Annotated in this window: 19 protein-coding genes; 9 read left to right on the top strand and 10 right to left on the bottom strand. The window is 71.1% G+C overall.

From position 1 onward, the window contains the following. Positions 1–14 precede the first annotated feature (14 nt). Entirely contained in the window at positions 15–980 is a 966-nt protein-coding gene (locus ACFY2Z_RS20780) for a zinc-binding dehydrogenase (protein ID WP_388974711.1), read from the bottom strand. A gap of 188 nt (positions 981–1,168) precedes the next feature. Beyond that, on the bottom strand, positions 1,169–2,392 hold the full coding sequence (locus ACFY2Z_RS20775) for an NADP-dependent malic enzyme (protein ID WP_390745572.1): 1,224 nt from the start codon (positions 2,390–2,392) through the stop codon (positions 1,169–1,171). 536 nt (positions 2,393–2,928) lie between these two features. On the opposite strand from ACFY2Z_RS20775, the gene ACFY2Z_RS20770 reads away from it, so the two are divergent. Genes ACFY2Z_RS20770 through ACFY2Z_RS20760 form a run of 3 tightly spaced genes read left to right on the top strand, consistent with a single transcriptional unit; the run spans position 2,929 to position 5,666 of the window. Beyond that, positions 2,929–3,891 (top strand): ABC transporter substrate-binding protein, encoded by a 963-nt coding sequence (locus ACFY2Z_RS20770; RefSeq protein WP_390745571.1) that lies wholly within the window; start codon positions 2,929–2,931, stop codon positions 3,889–3,891. A 33-nt stretch (positions 3,892–3,924) separates the two neighbouring features. Further along, entirely contained in the window at positions 3,925–4,863 is a 939-nt protein-coding gene (locus tag ACFY2Z_RS20765; RefSeq protein WP_390745570.1) for an amino acid ABC transporter permease, read from the top strand. Between the two features lie 50 nt (positions 4,864–4,913). Beyond that, the gene (locus ACFY2Z_RS20760) at positions 4,914–5,666 is read left to right on the top strand and encodes an amino acid ABC transporter ATP-binding protein (protein ID WP_390745622.1); all 753 of its coding nucleotides are present in this window, start codon (positions 4,914–4,916) and stop codon (positions 5,664–5,666) included. Between the two features lie 73 nt (positions 5,667–5,739). Here ACFY2Z_RS20760 and ACFY2Z_RS20755 read toward each other — a convergent pair whose 3' ends face one another. Then, positions 5,740–6,507: a class I SAM-dependent methyltransferase gene (locus ACFY2Z_RS20755; RefSeq protein WP_390745569.1), complete on the bottom strand. Its 768-nt coding sequence runs from the start codon at positions 6,505–6,507 to the stop codon at positions 5,740–5,742. A gap of 100 nt (positions 6,508–6,607) precedes the next feature. On the opposite strand from ACFY2Z_RS20755, the gene ACFY2Z_RS20750 reads away from it, so the two are divergent. Beyond that, complete coding sequence (locus ACFY2Z_RS20750; RefSeq protein ID WP_390745568.1) at positions 6,608–7,237, top strand: CGNR zinc finger domain-containing protein; 630 nt, start codon at positions 6,608–6,610, stop codon at positions 7,235–7,237. Here ACFY2Z_RS20750 and sodX read toward each other — a convergent pair. Continuing rightward, positions 7,141–7,575, bottom strand: a complete 435-nt coding sequence (gene sodX / locus ACFY2Z_RS20745; RefSeq protein WP_390745621.1) for a nickel-type superoxide dismutase maturation protease — start codon at positions 7,573–7,575, stop codon at positions 7,141–7,143. The genes ACFY2Z_RS20750 and sodX overlap by 97 nt on opposite strands. 145 nt (positions 7,576–7,720) lie before the next feature. Between sodX and sodN the strand changes: the two genes are divergently transcribed. Next, on the top strand, positions 7,721–8,116 hold the full coding sequence (sodN, locus tag ACFY2Z_RS20740; RefSeq protein WP_252422631.1) for a superoxide dismutase, Ni: 396 nt from the start codon (positions 7,721–7,723) through the stop codon (positions 8,114–8,116). 272 nt (positions 8,117–8,388) lie between these two features. On the opposite strand, the gene ACFY2Z_RS20735 is transcribed toward sodN, so the two are convergent. Then, positions 8,389–9,057: a nitroreductase gene (locus tag ACFY2Z_RS20735; RefSeq protein ID WP_390745567.1), complete on the bottom strand. Its 669-nt coding sequence runs from the start codon at positions 9,055–9,057 to the stop codon at positions 8,389–8,391. Between the two features lie 151 nt (positions 9,058–9,208). Between ACFY2Z_RS20735 and ACFY2Z_RS20730 the strand changes: the two genes are divergently transcribed. Next, the gene (locus tag ACFY2Z_RS20730; protein ID WP_390745566.1) at positions 9,209–9,859 is read left to right on the top strand and encodes an FMN-dependent NADH-azoreductase; all 651 of its coding nucleotides are present in this window, start codon (positions 9,209–9,211) and stop codon (positions 9,857–9,859) included. 158 nt (positions 9,860–10,017) lie between these two features. On the opposite strand, the gene ACFY2Z_RS20725 is transcribed toward ACFY2Z_RS20730, so the two are convergent. Further along, on the bottom strand, positions 10,018–10,503 hold the full coding sequence (locus ACFY2Z_RS20725) for a MarR family winged helix-turn-helix transcriptional regulator (protein WP_390745565.1): 486 nt from the start codon (positions 10,501–10,503) through the stop codon (positions 10,018–10,020). A 155-nt stretch (positions 10,504–10,658) separates the two neighbouring features. Between ACFY2Z_RS20725 and ACFY2Z_RS20720 the strand changes: the two genes are divergently transcribed. Next, positions 10,659–11,474: an ABC transporter permease gene (locus ACFY2Z_RS20720; protein WP_390745564.1), complete on the top strand. Its 816-nt coding sequence runs from the start codon at positions 10,659–10,661 to the stop codon at positions 11,472–11,474. Between the two features lie 18 nt (positions 11,475–11,492). Here ACFY2Z_RS20720 and ACFY2Z_RS20715 read toward each other — a convergent pair whose 3' ends face one another. Beyond that, positions 11,493–14,618, bottom strand: a complete 3,126-nt coding sequence (locus tag ACFY2Z_RS20715; RefSeq protein ID WP_390745563.1) for an ATP-binding protein — start codon at positions 14,616–14,618, stop codon at positions 11,493–11,495. A 105-nt stretch (positions 14,619–14,723) separates the two neighbouring features. Between ACFY2Z_RS20715 and ACFY2Z_RS20710 the strand changes: the two genes are divergently transcribed. Further along, positions 14,724–15,167 (top strand): helix-turn-helix transcriptional regulator, encoded by a 444-nt coding sequence (locus tag ACFY2Z_RS20710; protein WP_390745620.1) that lies wholly within the window; start codon positions 14,724–14,726, stop codon positions 15,165–15,167. Positions 15,168–15,630: 463 nt separating this feature from the next. After that, positions 15,631–16,047 carry a VOC family protein gene (locus ACFY2Z_RS20705; RefSeq protein ID WP_390745562.1) on the top strand — a complete coding sequence of 139 codons (417 nt, stop codon included), beginning with the start codon at positions 15,631–15,633 and terminating at the stop codon, positions 16,045–16,047. A gap of 16 nt (positions 16,048–16,063) precedes the next feature. Here the strand turns inward: ACFY2Z_RS20705 and ACFY2Z_RS20700 are convergent, their stop codons facing one another. From ACFY2Z_RS20700 to ACFY2Z_RS20690, 3 genes are all read right to left on the bottom strand, one after another. After that, positions 16,064–16,315 (bottom strand): hypothetical protein, encoded by a 252-nt coding sequence (locus ACFY2Z_RS20700; RefSeq protein ID WP_390745561.1) that lies wholly within the window; start codon positions 16,313–16,315, stop codon positions 16,064–16,066. Further along, positions 16,312–16,659 carry a DUF952 domain-containing protein gene (locus tag ACFY2Z_RS20695; protein ID WP_390745560.1) on the bottom strand — a complete coding sequence of 116 codons (348 nt, stop codon included), beginning with the start codon at positions 16,657–16,659 and terminating at the stop codon, positions 16,312–16,314. The genes ACFY2Z_RS20700 and ACFY2Z_RS20695 overlap by 4 nt, the downstream gene beginning before the upstream one ends. 371 nt (positions 16,660–17,030) lie before the next feature. Then, positions 17,031–18,143, bottom strand: coding sequence for a family 2 encapsulin nanocompartment cargo protein polyprenyl transferase (locus tag ACFY2Z_RS20690; protein WP_390745559.1), 1,113 nt, complete (start codon positions 18,141–18,143; stop codon positions 17,031–17,033). Between the last annotated feature and the right edge of the window lie 119 nt (positions 18,144–18,262).

Below are 18,262 nucleotides of genomic sequence, written 5' to 3'. Positions count from 1 at the left end.
GACGCGAGGAAGCGTCAGTTCGCGGTCAGCACGATCTTGCCGAACTGGTCGCCCGACTCCAGGCGTTCGAAGCCCTCACGGGCGCGGTCGAGCGGAAGCACCTCGTCGATGACGGGGCGCACTCCGGTGGTGGCACAGAAGGAGAGCAGATCCTCCAGCTCGTCCTTCGAGCCCATGGTGGAGCCCACCACCTTCAGCTCCAGGAAGAAGATGCGCGTGAGTTCCGCGTGGGAGGGCCGGTCGCCGCTGGTGGCACCCGAGATGACGATCGTGCCGCCGGGCCGCAGCGACTTGACGGAGTGGGACCAGGTGGCGGCGCCGACGGTCTCGATCACGGCGTCCACCCGCTGCGGCAGCCGCGCCCCGGACTCCAGGGCCTCCACCGCGCCCAGCTCCAGCGCCCGCTTGCGCTTGGCCTCGTCCCGGCTGGTGGCGAAGACCCGCAGCCCGGCCGCCTTGCCGAGCACGATCGCGGCCGTCGCGACACCGCCGCCCGCGCCCTGGACGAGGACCGAGTCCCCGGGGCGTACACCGGCGTTGGTGAAGAGCATGCGGTAGGCCGTCAGCCAGGCGGTCGGGAGGCAGGCTGCCTCCTCGAAGGAGAGCTGCTTCGGCTTGGGCAGCAGGTTCCAGGTGGGGACGGAGACCTGCTCGGCGAAGGTGCCCTGGTAGCGCTCGGTGAGGATCGATCGGGGTTCACCGGGGCCCACGCCGTGACCGGTCTGGCCGATGACGGAGTGCAGCACGACCTCGTTGCCGTCCTCGTCGACACCCGCCGCGTCACAGCCGAGGATCATCGGGAGCTTGTCCTCGGAGAGACCGACACCCCTGAGGGACCAGAGGTCGTGGTGGTTCAGGGAGGCGGCCCTGACGTTCACGGTCGTCCAGCCGGACCTGGACTCGGGGGCCGGGCGCTCCCCCAACTCAAGGCCGGAGAGCGGGTGGTCGCGGTCGATGCGGGCGGCGTAGGCAGCGAACATGACCTTGACGATAGGGCCGACGGTGGGCGTACGGAACCAGGACCGGCTGTGACGCGTGTCCCGCCGGGAGGCGTACGCCTTCTCCGGACCGCCGCGCCTCGCGGCTCGCGACCGAGGTCTACAGGACGAAACGCGAACCGCAGAGCGCGGGCGGGCGGGTCGCACGACCCCGCCCGCCCGACGCGACGTCAGCGTCGTGCGACACCCTCGGCCCGCGCGGCGGCGGCCACGGCCGCCGTCACCGCCGGGGCCACCCGCTCGTCGAAGGGCGACGGGATCACGTAGTCGGCCGCCAGGTCGTCACCGACGACCGACGCCAGCGCCTCAGCCGCCGCGATCTTCATGCCCTCGGTGATCCGGGACGCCCGCACCTGCAGCGCGCCGGCGAAGATGCCGGGGAACGCCAGCACGTTGTTGATCTGGTTCGGGAAGTCGGACCGCCCGGTCGCCACCACGGCCGCGTACTTGTGCGCGACGTCCGGGTGGATCTCCGGGTTGGGGTTGGCCATGGCGAAGACGAAGGCGTCCTCAGCCATCGAGGCGACGGCCTTCTCGGGCACCGTGCCGCCGGAGACACCGATGAAGACGTCGGCGCCCTCCAGGGCGTGCTCCAGCGACCCCGTGAGGGCCGCCTTGTTCGTGAACCCGGCGAGTTCCCGCTTGACCGGCGTCAGGTCGTCCCGGTCGGCCGACACCACGCCCTTGCGGTCCGCGACCGCCACATCGCCGATGCCCGCCTCGACCAGCATCTTGGCGATGGCGACACCCGCCGCTCCGGCGCCCGAGATGACGGCCCGCAGATCGCCGAGCCCCCTGCCGGTCAGCCGCGCGGCGTTGCGCAGGGCCGCCAGCGTCACCACGGCCGTGCCGTGCTGGTCGTCGTGGAAGACCGGGATGTCCACCCGCTCCTGGAGCCGGCGCTCGATCTCGAAGCACCGCGGCGCCGAGATGTCCTCCAGGTTCACGCCCCCGAAGGAGGGCGCGAGCCGGGCCACGGTCTCGACGATCTCGTCCACGTCCGTGCAGTCCAGGGCGATCGGGACCGCGTCCACCCCGCCGAACTGCTTGAACAGGATCGCCTTGCCCTCCATGACCGGGAGGGAGGCCTCGGGACCGATGTCACCGAGTCCGAGCACGGCCGTGCCGTCCGTCACCACGGCGACGACGGAGGACTTCCATGTGTAGTCGTGGACCAGCTCCGGCCGCTCCGCGATGGCGGTGCACACCCGGGCGACCCCGGGCGTGTACGCAAGGGACAGGTCGTCCTTGTCGCGGATTGGCACGGTGGCCTGCACGGCCATCTTGCCACCGCGGTGCAGCGCGAACGCCGGATCGAAGGAATCGTGGGGTTCGCCCCCACCGTCCTGATCCGCGCCGTTGTCGCTGCGAGGATTGACGATCTCCGCTGCCACTGTGTCGTACCCCTTAGGTATGCATGGTTTGAGGGTGACCACTCCTGGTGAGGGGTGGGCGGGCACCGCGTGCGACCCAGTTGAGTGATGCGTACGGGTACACACGCGACGGGCGCGCCGCACACGCGCCCTGAGCCCCTGATGAGGGGTGTAATGCACCTTCTTACCGGACGGATGGTGTCCCGGACGAGTCCATAAAGCTAAGGTCACACGCCGGTGAGATGACTCATGGCTGGAAATATGGACAAGTCTCCGGCATGTCTCCTCAGGCCCCAGGCTGCACCGCCGCGGTCGCGCGCATCGTGCGAACTGCCGAAGATCTTCCGCTCGGAAGGATCGATTCCCGCAAAAGCCCGGCCCTGATCCACACTCCGAGCGCGGTTCGGGGGTCGCCCGTTATGCGATTTTGACATGGCGACGCCCCTGAATATGAGCGGCCCAATGGCAAGATGCCTCAACCACACGAGGTCGCGACACCCAACGGTGTGTGCTCTCGTCGACCATCGGCATCACTCGTCCCGCCGGAGGAACCCACCATGACCGCAAGCTCCACCCGTCGTGCGACCGCCATGCGCTCCCGGATAGCCGCGGTCGGCGCCGTCGCGGTCGCCGGCACCCTCGTGCTCACCGGCTGCGGTGACCAGACGAAGAACAACGACAGCAACCCCACGGGCAGCACGTCCGTGGCGTCCGCCCCGCTGGCCGGCAAGCTCCCGGCGTCGATCCGTCAGGCGGGCGTCGTCAAGGTCGGCTCGGACATCGCCTACGCGCCGGTGGAGTTCAAGGACGCCTCCGGCAAGACGGCGGGCCTGGACCCCGACCTCGCCGACGCCATGGGCAAGCAGCTCGGCGTGAAGTTCGAGTTCGAGAACGGCACGTTCGACGCTCTGCTCACCGGTATCCGCTCCAAGCGCTATGACATCGCGATGTCCGCGATGACCGACAACAAGAGCCGCCAGGACGGTGTCGACCCCGACACCGGCAAGAAGGTCGGCGAGGGCGTCGACTTCGTCGACTACCTGACCGCGGGTGTCTCGATCTACACGCGCAAGGGCGACACCGGCTCCATCGCCACCTGGTCGGACCTGTGCGGCAAGAAGCTCGCCGTGGAGCGCGGCACCGTGTCGGAGGACCTCGCCAAGACCGAGACCAAGAAGTGCACGGGTGGCAAGAAGATCACCATCGAGGCCTTCGACGACGACCAGCAGGCCCAGACCCGGCTGCGTTCCGGCGGTGCCGACGCCGCGTCCTCCGACTTCCCGGTGGCCGCGTACGCGGTGAAGACCTCGGGCGGCGGCAAGGACTTCCAGCTCGTCGGCGACCAGGTCGAGGCCGCCCCGTACGGCATCGCGGTCTCCAAGGAGAACACCCAGCTGCGGGACGCCCTTCAGGCCGCGGTGAACGCGCTCATCAAGAGCGGCGAGTACCAGAAGATCCTCACGAAGTGGGGTGCCGAGGACGGTGCCTCGAAGGAATCCGTCATCAACGGCGGCAAGTGACCGCGGCTCCGCGGCCACTGAAAGGCAAGACCCGTGACTGTTGACGTCGACAAGACGGCGGACCCCCAGGACACCCCCTCGGCCGGCGCGGAGGCCATCAAGGCCGTTCCGGTCAGGCACTACGGGCGGTACGTCTCCGCTCTCATCGCGATCGCGCTCCTCGTCGCGATCATCTACGCGTTCGGCCAGGGCAAGATCAACTGGCACGCCGTACCGGACTACTTCTTCGACCACCGCATCCTGACGGGTGTGGGCAAGACCCTCATGCTGACGGTCCTGTCCATGCTGATCGGCATCGTCGGCGGCATCGTGCTCGCGGTGATGCGGCTGTCGAAGAACCCGGTGACCTCGTCCGTCGCCTGGTTCTACATCTGGTTCTTCCGCGGGACCCCGGTCCTGGTCCAGCTCTTCCTCTGGTTCAACCTGGGCCTGGTCTTCGAGTACATCAACCTCATGCCGTTCTACAAGGACTACTGGTCGAACTTCATGACGCCGCTGCTGACGGCGCTGCTCGGCCTGGGTCTGAACGAGGCGGCGTACATGGCCGAGATCTGCCGGGCCGGCCTGCTCGCCGTGGACGAGGGGCAGACGGAGGCGGCGCACGCGCTGGGCATGAGCCACAGCAGGACACTGCGCCGGATCATCATTCCGCAGGCGATGCGGGTGATCGTGCCGCCGACCGGCAATGAAGTGATCAACATGCTGAAGACGACCTCGCTCGTGGCGGCCGTCCAGTTCCCCGAACTCTTCCGCTACGCCCAGGACATCGGCCAGACCTCGGGCGCCCCGGTGGAGATGTACTTCCTCGCCGCGGCCTGGTACCTGATCATGACGTCGGTGCTCAGCGTGGGGCAGTACTACATCGAGCGGTACTACGCGCGCGGCTCCAGCCGTCAGCTGCCGCCGACCCCGTGGCAGAAGGTCAAAGCCAACATGTTCTCCATCGGCCGTCCGAAGGGAGCCGTGGCATGACCGAGAACCTCACGAAGAACGACGCTCCCGTGAAGGACACGGCAGTCCCCATGGTCAAGGCCGAGGGTGTCCACAAGTCCTTCGGGGCGGTGGAGGTCCTCAAGGGCATCGACCTGGAGGTGCGGTCCGGCGAGGTGTTCTGCCTCATCGGACCCTCCGGTTCCGGCAAGTCGACGTTCCTGCGGTGCATCAACCACCTGGAGAAGATCAACGCGGGCCGGCTGTACGTGGACGGCGAGCTGGTCGGCTACCGGCAGCAGGGCGACAGGCTGTACGAGCTGCGCGACCGCGAGGTCGCGATGAAGCGCCGGGACATCGGCATGGTCTTCCAGCGCTTCAACCTGTTCCCGCACATGACCGCCCTGGAGAACGTCATCGAGGCGCCGGTCCAGGTCAAGGGCGTGAGCAAGGCCGAGGCCAGGGAGAGCGCGATGCAGCTGCTGGAGCGCGTCGGGCTCGCGGACCGGGCGGGGCACTACCCCTCGCAGCTCTCCGGCGGCCAGCAGCAGCGTGTGGCCATCGCGCGTGCCCTCGCGATGGACCCGAAGCTGATGCTGTTCGACGAGCCGACCTCGGCTCTCGACCCGGAGCTGGTCGGCGACGTCCTCGACGTGATGCGCGACCTCGCCGAGTCCGGCATGACGATGGTCGTCGTCACCCACGAGATGGGCTTCGCCCGCGAGGTGGGCGACTCGCTCGTCTTCATGGACGGCGGCGTGGTGGTCGAGTCGGGCAACCCGCGGGATGTTCTGACGAACCCCCAGCACGAGCGGACGCAGTCGTTCCTGTCCAAGGTGCTCTAGCGGTACGGGCGTTGCGACGGTACGTCGCGAAGGGGCGGTGCGGATCTCCCGTACCGCCCCTTCCGCGTACGCGCTACTTGAGCGCGAGCAGCAGCGTGTCCGACGGCGAGCACCACACCGGGCGGGCCTCGGCGAAGCCCTTCTCGCGCAGCACACGCGCGTGCCATGCGGCGGAGGGCGTCTCGCCGTCGGCGTGCTCGCCGTAGATCTCGAAGCGGCGGGTGGTCGGCGCGGCGAGCACCGGGTCCTTCGCCGCGAGCTCCCACCAGTCGGCCCAGTCGAGGGCGCCGTCGCGCAGGGCACGCTCCCCGCGCTCGCGCCGGTGCGCCCGCTCGGCCGCGTTGATCCGGGGCGTGGTGTCGTCGATCATGTGGTCGGCGTTCATGAAGACGCCGCCGGGGCGGACGAGTTCCGCGATCCGGCCGTAGAGGGCCTGGAGGGGGTCGGTCCGCAGCCAGTGGAGGGCCGTGGCGGTGAGGACCGCGTCGTACGTGTCGTGCGGCAGACGCGCCGGCCAGTCGGGGTCCTTGAGGTCGGCCTCGACGAGGGTGACCCGGTCGTCATCCCGGAACGTGCCGCGGGCGATGGTCAGCAGCGCGGGGTCGAGGTCCACGCCGGTGCTGGTGGCCGCGGGGAAGCGGGCGAGCAGCCGGGCGGTGATGCTTCCGGTGCCGCAGGCGAGATCCAGGACGCGGGGCGTGTCGCCCACGAACACCTCGACCATGTCGAGCATGATCCGGAAGCGGTCCTCGCGATCGGGCATGTACCACTCCTGCTGGCGGTCCCAGCTCTCCTGCCAGGCGCCCCAGTCGGTCCCCGCCGTGATGTCCGTGTCCGCCATCGCGAGCCTCCGTCGTCCCCGTCACGTAATACCCTTGATGCACGATCGTCTGTTACCCGACCTCGTCGACGACCATAGAGCGCCACGGTAAGGACTACAAGTGGAACTGGCCTATTACTCGGATTTCGCCGTACGCCTCGTGAACAGCGAGGAGCCGGTCCGGGGCAAGGACTCGCTCACCTCGGTGGAGGCCGTGCGCGACCTCTTCGGCGTCAACCAGTCCGCGGCCCGCCGCGCCACCGACGCCGATGTGACCCGTTTCCGCTCGGTCCGGGCCCGGCTGCGCGCGGTCTTCGAGGCGGCGGACCAGGGCGACGAGACACTCGCGGTTGACCTGCTGAACTCCCTGCTCCTGGAGTTCCCGGTGAGCCCGCAGATCTCCGGGCACGACCACCGGGACGAGGACGGCCGCCCGCTGTGGCACATGCACCTCGCGGACCACCCGTCGAACGCGACCGCGGGCTTCGCGGCGATCGCGGCGATGGGTCTCGCCTTCCATCTCACCGAGTACGGCGTGGACCGCCTGGGCCTGTGCGAGGCGGCGCCGTGCCGTAACGCCTACCTCGACACCTCGACCAACCGCTCCCGGCGGTACTGCTCGGACCGCTGCGCCACCCGCGCGAACGTGGCCGCCTACCGCGCCCGCAAGCGCCTGGAGGCCGACCGGTCGCCCAGCACGGGCCGGGCCGCCGTGAGCGCCCAGCGCGCCACCGTGAGCGGCGAGCGCTGACCCTCCTTGAGCGGCCGGTAGCGCAGCCACACCCTCCCGAGGACCAGATCCTCGGGAACGGTGCCGTAGTCGGTGCTGTCCCCGCCGGCGTACGAATTGTCGCCGAGCACCCACCAGCCGCCCTCGCGCCGTTCCACGGCGCGCTTGACGACCAGCAGGTCCTGCTGGAAGGGATGCCGCAGGACGATCACGTCACCCGGGCGTACCCGCGCCCCGTACCGGACCAGCAGCTGGTCCCCGTGGTGCAGCGTCGGCACCATGGACGGTCCCCTCACCTCCGCCACCCCGAACGGCAGCAGGGCCCTCGTGCGCTCGATCTCCTGCGACAGCTCCGGCATCACCGGCACCTCCCCGGTCCGATCCTCCACCAGTCCCAGTTTCACCCTGGACTTTTGTCGTAAGCCCATGGGGGCACTCGCGAAAACCCGTCCCCTACGGAGTAATGTCCCACCTGAGAAGACGATCACGAGGAAGGACAGCTTCATGCTCTCCCGCCTGTTTGCCCCCAAGGTCAAGGTCAGCGCCCACTGCGACCTGCCCTGTGGCGTCTATGACCCGGCCCAGGCCCGCATCGAGGCGGAGTCGGTGAAGGCCGTGCAGGAGAAGATGGCCGCAAACGACGACCCGCACTTCCAGGCTCGCGCCATTGTCATCAAGGAGCAGCGCGCCGAGCTCGCCAAGCACCACGTCTCGGTGCTGTGGAGCGACTACTTCAAGGCCCCGCACTTCGAGAAGTACCCGGAGCTGCACCAGCTGGTCAACGACACCCTGAAGGCCCTCTCGGCCGCCAAGGCGTCGACGGACCCGGCGACGGGCCAGAAGGCTCTGGACTACATCGCCCAGATCGACAAGATCTTCTGGGAGACCAAGAAGGCCTGATCTTCGATCATGTCCTTTGACCTGCGATTCCCTTGGTTGCAGTGTCTCCGAGTCCGCACCCGGTCCGCAGGCCGCCGAGAACGGCGTCCATGACGGTCCGGGTGCGGTCTTGTCTCCCGGGCACAGACGGGCCCGAGGCACACCGTCGGCACAGCTGATCGACGCCGGATGCCCTCGCCACGACACGTGGCGAGGGCATCTGTTCTTCTGCCGAGCAGTGCGCGACGGGCTGCTTCGGTTCCCCTCGAAGCAGGTGCTCGAGGAGAGGGGCGTCAGAGGCCGTCGACGAAAGTGACCGTCTCGTCGAGCGGGGCCCGGCCTATGCGAGCGTCACCGGCCGAGACGTCTTCGAATCCGATCGACATGCCGCAGAAGAGAATGAGTCCCTCCGGGGGTGAGAGGACCTCCCCGACGGTCTTGTGGAACTTCGCCCAGGCCATCTGCGGACAGCTGTGCAGCCCTTCGGCGCGCAGCAGAAGCATGACGGTCTGCAGATACATGCCGACGTCGGACCACTGGGGCCGGCCCAGGTCACGGTCGATGTAGCAGAACAGGGCGGCGGGCGCGCCGAAACAGTCCCAGTTCGCGGAAGCGGCCCTCTGCCGGGCCTCCAGGTCCTCGCGCGGGATACCGAGTGCGCCGTAGCGCTGCTGCCCGAAGGCGGACCGGCGCTCGCGGTAGGGGGACTTCAGCGCGGGCGGGTACTGCTCGTACTCCGGCTCGTCCCAGGAGTCACCGGAGGCCAGGCGCTCACCGGCGCGCTTCTTGATCTCGGCCAGTGGGGCGCCGGTCACCACGTACGCGCGCCACGGCTGGATGTTCGATGCGGACGGCGCCCAGGCCGCGGCGGACAGAACACGCTCCAGCGTCTCCCTCGGAACAGGACGGTCGGTGAACCCGCGCACCGCTCGTCGGCTCGTGACCGCCTCGTAGACGTCCATGATCGCCTGCCTCCATCCACTCGACCTGTGCGTCTTCGCCGTACACACCTGCAACGGTATCATTCGATACCGTATTATCTGAAACGATCTCAGCTGCCGAACCCCCAGCCCCTGGCTCCCCGCCTCGGGCACCGCACCTTGGAGAGAGCCCATGGCCACGCTGCTGCACATCGACTCGTCCGTCTTCCCCGGCGAGGCGTCCTCGTCCCGTTCGGTCACGGCCGCCTTCCGCAGGACGTGGGAGGAGCAGCACCCGGCGGGCACGGTGATCTACCGCGACCTCGCCGCCGACCCCGTTCCGCACATCACCGCCGACGCCTGGTCCGCCGGATACGCCGCCCCGTCCGAGCACACCCCGGAGCAGTCCGCCGCGTTCGCCGCACGTGTGAAGCTCATCGAGGAACTGGAGCAGGCGGACGCCGTCCTGATCGGCGCCCCCATGTACAACTTCTCGATCCCCTCGACCCTCAAGTCGTGGCTGGACAGCGTGCTCCTGCTCGGCCGCACCGCGGGCGAGACCCCCTCCGCCCAGGGCACCCCGGTCGTCGTCGTCGCCAGCCGCGGCGGCTCCTATGCCCCGGGCACCCCGCGCGAGGGCTACGAGTTCGTACAGAACTACCTGGAGGCCGTCCTCCAGGGCACCCTGGGCCTGGACCTCGACTTCATCGTCCCGGAACTCACCATGGCTCCCCGCAGCGCGGCCATGGCAGAGCTGGTCCCCCTCTACGAGGCTTCCCGCAAGCGCGCCTTCGAGGACGCGACCGCCAAGGCCAAGTCACTCACGGCACGCCTCGCCGCGTAACCGCCAGGCAGCAGCAGCCGTGTGACGCCTCGCCGCAGGACGTCACACGGCGTCCTGACGACCGAAACCCCCGGCGCCGAGCGCGCCGGGGGTTCGCCATGTCAGCGGGACACGCGTCGACGTGACGGAGCGCGTTCATCCCTCGTCACGGAGCGCGTTCATCCCTCATCCCCTGCCGGATAGGTGAACCGGGTCAGCAGATCCCTCAGCCGCTCGGACTCGCCGGGCCCCAGTTCGGCGACCAGACGCTCAGCCAGCGGCTCCGCCGCCACATGTGCCGCATCGAAGAGCTCGACACCCTGAGGGGTGATCTCCACCGCCCGCACCCGCCGGTCCCCCGGAACGGCTTTGCGTACGGCCAGCCCCATGCGCTCCAGGTCGTCGACGACCCGCATGATTCCGGCCTTGTCCGATCCCGTCGCCGCCACCAGGTCCCGCTGCACCGTGGGCCCGTGGTTGACCAGGACGATCAGCACGGCGAAGTGCCGCAACTCGACACCGAGGGGCCGAAGGGCCTCCCCCATGACAGCGGCCGCGTGCCAGTGCGCCCGGCGCAGCAGCAACCCGAGAGCGAAGGGCGATTCGTCCCCGGGGCGGTCGGTCGCGCGCGAGGCGGGGGGCTGGTGAGAAGGGTCAGCGGCCATAGGGACACATTAACAGTCATACACTCATTCGATACGGTATCGATTGAAACCAACTGCCACCCCCAACTGGCTGCCCACCGGGGGATCGCCTGCCGTGGTCGCCGTCGGCGCGCTCGTCGCCCGCCGGCGGCCTCACCTCCCCTGGGCCGTCGTGGATGCTGTTCGTGCCCTTCGCGCTCACCTCCCTCGCGCTGACCGGCTGCGCGGCGTTACGGGCGCGCGTGTCGGAAGCAGGCCTGGAGCAGCAGGACCACGGTGATGAACAGGGCCACGCCCACCGTCGACCAGTTGTCGCGATCCCGGTCGTCATGCTGCTGCTGTTCGTCTACGTCTTCGGCAACGCCCTCGGCGCCGGGGTCGCCCCCGGTGCCCACGGCCACTACGTCGACTACGTGGCGCCCGGCATCATCCTCATGGCCACCACCTACGGCTCGGTCTCGGTGGCGGTGTCCGTCTGCTCCGACATGACCGAAGGCATCATCAACCGCTTCCGCACCCTGTCGATCTCCCGCGCGGCCGTGCTGAACGGCCATGTCCTCGGCGGTGTCGTCCAGACCCTGCTGAGCGTCGTCCTCGTGGTCGGCGCCGCCCTGCTCATCGGGTTCCGCCCCGACGCCACGCCCCTGGAGTGGCTCGCCACGGCCGGACTGCTGACTCTGGTCATCGTGGCCCTGACCACGGTGGCGGCCGGGATGGGCCTGCGGGCCAAGACGGTGGAGGCGGCCAGCAACGCCCCCTTCCCGCTGACCTTCCTGCCCTTCCTCGGCAGTGCCATCGTCCCCACGGACTCCATGCCGACGGCCGTGCGCTGGTTCGCCGAGTACCAGCCCTTCACCCCGGTCACCGAGACCCTGCGGGGCCTGTTGACGGGCACGGCGATCGGGAACAGCGGGGTCGTCGCGGTGGCCTGGTGCGTCGGGCTCACCGCCGTCGGCCACCTCAGGGCGCGGTCCGCCTATGACAAGGCGTGAGCGGGGCGGGGCCCGCCGTCACCGGCGCACCTCGCAGGCGTCGAGCAACTCCAGTGCCACCAGCCGCAGTTCCTCCCGGCCCAGGGCGGCGTACCGGGACACCGCGTCCTCGTACGCCGCCCGGTCGGCGCGCTCCGCCGCCGCCCGGTCGTGCGTGGAGGACATCGTCGGCTGGAAGTTGCGCAGCGGGCGGCAGCGTTCGGCGAGGGCGATCAGCCGGGCCGCGTCAGCCGGCGCGCCCTCGGCCGGCTCCACCTGGGCGAGCGCGAGCAGCAGGACACCGCAGAGGGAGAGATGCGCCGCGTACGCGGGCCGGTCGACGACGGGTCCGGACAGCAGCACCCGTAGCCTGGACGGGAGTTCGCGGACGAGATCCGCCACCTTGTCGAGGCGTCCGTGCCGGGCGTGGGCGATCACCGCGACGCCCTGGGTCTCCAGCGTCCAGGCCTCAAGGCCGGGCGGGTCGGTGTGGAAGAGCGGCCCCTCGGGCAGCGGGGACGGGTCGGCGGCCCGGCGCCACATCCGCAGCCCGGCCTCGGTCTCGCCCCGGGCGAGCAGGATCTCGGCACGCACCCCGCGCTGAAAGGTGAGCAGGCCGTATGAGTCGTCGTCCGTGTCGTGGGCCGACGACAACTCCAGCCAGTACTGGGCCTCGTCCACATCTCCGAGCAGCAGGGCCGCCATGACGAGCCCCCAGCGGATCCCGATCTCCTCGGGTCCGGGCCCGAGCAGCCGCTCCTGGAGGTGGAGCGCGACCCGCAGATGGTGCCGGGCCCGCTCACCCTGCTCGGTCTTCAGACTGAGTTCGCTGATCCGGGAGTGGGCGAGCAGCAGCGCGGCGGGACGGTTCACCCCCGTCAGGACGTCGAGCATGCGGTCGGCGGCGGCGAGGGCACCCTCGATGTCGCCCTGGGTCTCCCGTGCGTAGCCGGTGACGGCCGCGGCGACGGCGGCTGCCAGCGGCTCGGTGCGCGGTGGGGGCGGGGCGTCCGCGGCGAACACCGCGGGCACGCCGGCGAGGACGGACGCCAGGGCGCGGGGCAGGGTGTCCGGCACGGCGGGCGGCAGCCGGCGCAGCGCGACCACGAACCGCAGGGCGCTGACGCCCATGCCCTGAAGCAGGAGGTTGTCGCAGGCGAACAGGGCGGCGGCGGTCCGGGTGGCCTCCACGAGCGGGGGCTCGGGACGGAAGTGGCCGACGAGATGGCCGCTCTCCTGGATCAGCGCGGCCATCCGGGTGTAGCGAGGCTCGATGTTCCACAGTCCGGCAAGAACGGCGGTGCACGCCACGGCCGTCGGCGCGTCGTCGCGGGAGAGGGCGAGACGCAGGGCGTGCAGCAGATTGTCCTGTTCGGCGCGGACGGGCTCCAGGTCGACGAAGGAGTCGGCCTCCAGTGCGGTGGCGTGGTGGACGAGTCCGAACTCCCGTGCCCACGCCAGGAAACGTCCGGTGACCCGGTCCGTCTCGCCGGCCTCCTCGCGGCGGGCGGTGCTGAACTCGCGCACGGTCTCCAGCATGCGGAAGCGCGCCCCGCAGGGGGTGTCCGCGACCTTCAGCAGCGACTGGCCGACGAGGTCCTCCAGCACCTCGCTGTCGCCCACGACGGCCTCCGCCGCGTCAGCGGTGAAGCCGTCGGGGAAGACGGACAGGGCACGCAGGGCCCGCTTCCCGGTCTCGTCGAGGAGGTGCCAGCTCCAGTCGACGACGGCGAGCAGGGTGCGGTGTCTCTCCGGCGCGTCACGGGCACCGCCGCGCAGCAGGGCGAAGCGGTCGCTGAGGCGGCGGGTGATCTCGGTGACGGACATGACGCGGACGCGGGCCGCGGCCAGTTCGGCGGCGAGGGGCAGACCGTCGAGGCGGCGGCACAGCTCCTCGACGGGGCCCGGGGGCAGTTCGACACCGGGCCGGGCGGCGCGGGCCCGCTGCCCGAACAGCTCGACCGTGGTCCGCAGGCTCAGCTCCGGCAGCGGATAGACCGATTCGGAGCTGAGGCCGAGCGGTGCGCGGCTGGTGGTGAGCACCCGCAGATCACGGGTGCGGGAGATCAGGGCGCGGACGAGGTCGGCCACCCCGCGCACCACCTGCTCGCAGTTGTCGAGGACGAGCAGGGCGGGTCCGGGGCCGAGCGCGCCCGCGATGCCGGTGAGCAGGTCCGGGTGGAGGGCCTCGCCGACGCCGAGAGCGGCAGCGACCTCGGCGGTCACGTCGTCGTCCCCGGTCACCCCGGCGAGCGGGACGAAGTGGACGGCCTTCTGCTCGGCCTCACGGCCGGCCATGTGCGCGAGGCGGGTCTTGCCGAGGCCGCCCACGCCGACGATCGACACGACCCGCGAGGTGCGCAGCAGCCCGGCCACGGCCGTGAGGTCGTCGGCGCGGCCGAGCAGCGGGTTCGGTTCGTACGGGATGCCCCGGCGGACGGTGGGTGCCTCGTCGCGCAGCAGTTCCTGGTGGACGGCGCGCAGGGCGGGTCCCGGGTCGCTGCCGAGGTCGTCGCGCAGGGCGCGGCGGTAGGTGTCGTAGCGGGTCAGGGCGGCGGCCGGGCCGCTGACCGCCGCCTCGCAGCGCAGAAGTTCGGCGAGGACCTCCTCGTCCCGGGGATGGTCCGCGGCCAGCGCGCTGAGCGGTTCGAGGGCCTCGGCGGACCGGCCGAGCCGGGACAGGGCGAGTGCGCGGGCGCGTACGAGGGCGGTGTACGTCGCCACGCGCGCCGCCCGGAGTGCGGCGACCGGGTCGTCCGGGACGTCGTCGCCCGGCGGGCCGTCCCAGTGGGCGAGCCCGGCCTCGGCGTGTGCGAGGGCGGCGCCGTGGTCGGCGTCGCGGGCGGCGCGGGCGGCACGGGTGGCCGCGAGCAGAACGGCGGAGGTGTCGACGGCCTCGGCGTCGAGGGTGAGCCGGTAGCCGCTCGGGGTCACCACGATGGCGTCGGCGCCGATCCGGGTACGGGCCCGGGAGACGAGCACCTGGAGCGCCTTGGCGGGGTGCTCGGGCTGCTCGTCGGGCCACAGCCCGTCCACGAGCCGGGCCGCGCTGCACCCGGCGCGCGGTTCGTCGGCGAGCAGGGCGAGCAGTCCGCGCAACCGGGGCCCGCTGACCTCCCGGCCACGGTGGGCCACCCGCGTGAGGAAGGTCAGCTCCGTGGTCACCCGAGTAGGTTAGAGCGTGGCGGACGGATCTTGCCCGGGCCGTTCGCGCTCGGGACCGGCCGCCGGTTGCCGGTCGGGGCGGGTCCGCTGTCGGTGGTCCGTGCGATGCTGAACGACGTGGACGTGGACGACCTGATCCGGTTGCGACGGGCCCGGGACCGGATGGACCGCGAGTACGCGGAGCCGCTGGACGTGCCCGCGCTGGCGCGCACCGCGCTGATGTCACCGGGGCACTTCCAGCGCAGTTTCCGCGCGGCGTACGGGGAGACTCCGTACGGCTATCTGATGACCCGCCGCATCGAGCGGGCCAAGGCGCTGCTGCGGCGCGGCGATCTGACCGTGACGGAGGTCTGCCTCGCCGTGGGGTGCACCTCCCTCGGATCGTTCAGCTCCCGTTTCACGGAACTGGTGGGCGAGACCCCGAGCGCGTACCGGGCCCGGTCGCACGAGCAGGGGGCGGCGATACCGCCGTGCGTGGCGAAGAGCCTGACGCGACCGCGCCGGGGCCGCCCCGAGGACACCCGGACCGATCCGCGCACACAGCTCTAGCGAGAGCTCCCGCGAGGGCGAAAGAGCGGACGGGAATCCGCTGACCGGCCTAGGGGTGTCTGACAATTCGCGCCGGATCAGCGCGCGGCGTCTGGTGCGGTTCATCGCACGGCGGAGGATCATCCGCGTACCGGACGTACTCGGGTGATCCGACAACGCGGCGAGGTGCGTGCCTGGGGGCACCTCCCAGCCGCCAGGCTGGGGGAGTCGCGCGCGGGAATTGTCCGACACCCCCTATGTATTGATCACGGGCGTTGTCGCCCGAAGGGCGGCGCTGCGGCGTCAGGTGCGTGGTATCCCTGCTCGAAGAGCTTGGGGGAGTGCCGGGCGGAAGCCCTCGTACTGGATCTACGTGGGGTTTCGCCCGGCGCGGCGGTGGGTGCACCGCCCGCGCGAGCGAAGCCGAGCGTGCATGGCGTCGCAGGGCAGGCGGGAGTTTGACGACAGGCCCTAGCTTTGTGGCATGGATGTCAAACTTTCCCAGTGCTTCATCGCCGTCGACGACCATGACAAGGCGCTCGCCTTCTACCGCGACGTCCTGGGCCTGGAGGTGCGCAACGACGTCGGTTTCGAGGGGATGCGCTGGGTGACGGTCGGCTCGCCGCTCCAGCCGGACGTGGAGATCGTCCTGGAGCCGCCGGCGGCGAACCCGGACTTCTCCCCCGCGGACCGCCAGGCCATGGCCGAGCTGCTCGCCAAGGGCGTCCTGCGCGGGGTCATCTTCTCCACCGAGGACTGCGACGCCCTCTTCTCCCGCGTCGAGGCGTCCGGTGCGGAGGTCCTCCAGGAGCCCATGGACCAGCCCTACGGCGTACGGGACTGCGCCTTCCGCGACCCTGCGGGCAATCTGCTGCGCTTCACGCAACGCCCGCGCTCCTGACCGGCCCGCCCGGAACTCAGCGGGCGGTCGCGGTCGACTCCAGGCAGACCACGATCACCGGCCGCTCGAAAGCCCCCTGGGTCGGACACGCCGTGCCCTGCGCCTCGCGGGACAGTCGAGGCGCAGGTGCGCGCTCCCAGCGGGCAGGGGGATCCGGCTCGTCCCGGTCCTGCAGCCACAGCGTGAGGGCCCCTCCCATCAGCACGAGCGCCGCCCACACCGCGCCCGCCCACCACCACACCCGGCGTGCTCCCCCCGTCGTGGTCACTCCCCCGCCGCCGGCCCGCGGTCCCAGACCTCCACGTCCACCACGGCGGACACCGGGATCGGCCCGTAGATGTGCGGGAACTCCTCGCCGCCGGGCTTGAGGGCCTCGTAGCGCACCGGAGCCGTCAGGCGCTCCGGATCGATGACGAGCAGGACCAGCTCGTCGGGCCCCTCGTACTCGCCGTACACCCAGCGCGCCACGCGGGGCACCTGGTGCCGCAGCGAACAGTGGATGAAGCCCTCCTCCTGGAGGGTGACGCCGCGCGTCGACATCTCGTACGAGCCGGTCGTGCGGGCCGCCTCCCACAGGGAGCGCTCGGTGAGGTGCAGCAGGGGTTCGGACATGCCGCCCACCCTAGGGCCCGGCTCCGACAGCGTCCCCGCTTCCCGGGTCACGGAGGCCGGGCACCGCGGATTCCGGCAGGGACCGGGGCGCCACACCGGGACGAAGACGCCAAGCGTCTTGTGGCGCCGTACGACGGTGGCGACGGGCTGTCCGCACCACGGACAGACCTGCTCCTCACGGCCCATGACCTCAGCGTAGGGCGGCCCCGGCGCCCGACGCCTCCGCTGACCCGGACCGGCCCCGGGAGCGCGGTCCGCGCGCGAAGGCCCCGCGCACCGTGGGAATGCGCGGGGCCCGCCCCGGGCGGAGCCACCGGGAGCCGTACGGGGTCAGGAGCCGCACGGGCCGGGACTCCGGGGTCTCGCGGTGTTCAGGTACTGCGCCGGGTCACGAACTCGGCCAGGGCCAGCAGGGGGCCCGCCGTCTCCGGGTCCGGCACCGCCCGGGACAGCTCCTGCATCGCCCGGCCCATCCGGTCGGCCGCCTGCACCTGCGCCCAGTCACGGCCGCCCGCCCGCTCGACGGCCAGCACCGTGCGCTCCAACTCCCCCTCCTCGTAGGGCCCCTCGTACAGCTCGGCCAGCTCGGTGGCCGCGGGACCGCCGGAGGCGAGCGCGGCCACCACGGGCAGGGACTTCTTGCGGGCCATGAGGTCCGCCCCGGCCGGCTTGCCGGTGCGACTCGGATCCCCCCAGATGCCGATCACGTCGTCGATGAGCTGGAAGGCGAGCCCGGCCTCGCGGCCGAACGCGTCCAGCGCCTCGACATCCGCGTCGTCGGCCCCCGCGTACAGCGCCCCGAGTGCGCAGGCACAGCCCAGCAGCGCGCCCGTCTTGGCCTCGGCCATGGTGAGCACCTCCTCGAGGGTGACCTCGTGGGGGCCGCGCCGCTCCATGGCCGTGTCCGCCTGCTGCCCGGCGCACAGTTCGACGACACAGGCCGCGAGCCGGGCGGCGGCGGCCCCCGACGCCGGGTGCGGATCCTCGGCGAGCAGCCCCAGCGCCAGCGCCTGCAGGGCGTCCCCCGCGAGGATCGCGTCGGCGTCGCCGAACACGGTCCAGGCGGTGGGACGGTGTCTGCGAGTGGTGTCCCGGTCCATCACGTCGTCGTGCAACAGCGTGAAGTTGTGGACGAGTTCGACGGCCGCGGCGGCGCGGACGGCGGTCGACCGCCGTCCGCCGAGCGCCTGTGCCGCGGTCAGGACGAGCGCGGGCCGTATCGCCTTGCCCGCGTTGCCGGCGGCCGGTGTGCCGTCCGCGTGCTGCCAGCCGAAGTGGTAGAGCGCGATCCGCCGCATCGAGCCGGGCAGCGAGTCCACGGCCCGGCGCAGCTCCGGGTCGACCGAGGCGCGGGTGCGATCCAGGATCGCCACGGCCTCGTGCCCGTCGAACGGTTGCTCAGGGCCCGGGGGCGGAACGTGCCGCCCCGCCGGGACCGTCGCGCTCCGCCGCTTGCGCGTCGGGCCCTGTTTCGGCTCCGTCATGAACTCACCCATGGGACCGCCTCGAAGAGTCTGCGGACGGAGAGGCCTCCGCCACCGGGCGCGCACCCCGAGGGTGTACCCGGCCCGGCGCGCGGGAACACGGTCCGCCGCAGGCGCGC

The sequence above is a fragment of the Streptomyces sp. NPDC001222 genome (genome assembly GCF_042896945.1).
GTDB classification, from domain to species: Bacteria; Actinomycetota; Actinomycetes; order Streptomycetales; family Streptomycetaceae; genus Streptomyces; species Streptomyces gibsoniae.
This window is presented reverse-complemented; position numbering and strand designations above follow the sequence as displayed.

What these genes read in the sequence shown, in the direction of transcription:
- ACFY2Z_RS20780 (WP_388974711.1), bottom strand. Translation starts at nt 980, where the DNA reads ATGTTCGCTGCCTACGCCGCCCGCATCGACCGCGACCACCCGCTCTCC.
- ACFY2Z_RS20770 (WP_390745571.1), top strand. Translation starts at nt 2,929, where the DNA reads ATGACCGCAAGCTCCACCCGTCGTGCGACCGCCATGCGCTCCCGGATA.
- ACFY2Z_RS20760 (WP_390745622.1), top strand. Translation starts at nt 4,914, where the DNA reads ATGGTCAAGGCCGAGGGTGTCCACAAGTCCTTCGGGGCGGTGGAGGTC.
- ACFY2Z_RS20755 (WP_390745569.1), bottom strand. Translation starts at nt 6,507, where the DNA reads ATGGCGGACACGGACATCACGGCGGGGACCGACTGGGGCGCCTGGCAG.
- sodX (WP_390745621.1), bottom strand. Translation starts at nt 7,575, where the DNA reads ATGCCGGAGCTGTCGCAGGAGATCGAGCGCACGAGGGCCCTGCTGCCG.
- sodN (WP_252422631.1), top strand. Translation starts at nt 7,721, where the DNA reads ATGCTCTCCCGCCTGTTTGCCCCCAAGGTCAAGGTCAGCGCCCACTGC.
- ACFY2Z_RS20735 (WP_390745567.1), bottom strand. Translation starts at nt 9,057, where the DNA reads ATGGACGTCTACGAGGCGGTCACGAGCCGACGAGCGGTGCGCGGGTTC.
- ACFY2Z_RS20730 (WP_390745566.1), top strand. Translation starts at nt 9,209, where the DNA reads ATGGCCACGCTGCTGCACATCGACTCGTCCGTCTTCCCCGGCGAGGCG.
- ACFY2Z_RS20725 (WP_390745565.1), bottom strand. Translation starts at nt 10,503, where the DNA reads ATGGCCGCTGACCCTTCTCACCAGCCCCCCGCCTCGCGCGCGACCGAC.
- ACFY2Z_RS20720 (WP_390745564.1), top strand. Translation starts at nt 10,659, where the DNA reads ATGCTGTTCGTGCCCTTCGCGCTCACCTCCCTCGCGCTGACCGGCTGC.
- ACFY2Z_RS20710 (WP_390745620.1), top strand. Translation starts at nt 14,724, where the DNA reads ATGCTGAACGACGTGGACGTGGACGACCTGATCCGGTTGCGACGGGCC.
- ACFY2Z_RS20705 (WP_390745562.1), top strand. Translation starts at nt 15,631, where the DNA reads ATGGATGTCAAACTTTCCCAGTGCTTCATCGCCGTCGACGACCATGAC.
- ACFY2Z_RS20695 (WP_390745560.1), bottom strand. Translation starts at nt 16,659, where the DNA reads ATGTCCGAACCCCTGCTGCACCTCACCGAGCGCTCCCTGTGGGAGGCG.
- ACFY2Z_RS20690 (WP_390745559.1), bottom strand. Translation starts at nt 18,143, where the DNA reads ATGACGGAGCCGAAACAGGGCCCGACGCGCAAGCGGCGGAGCGCGACG.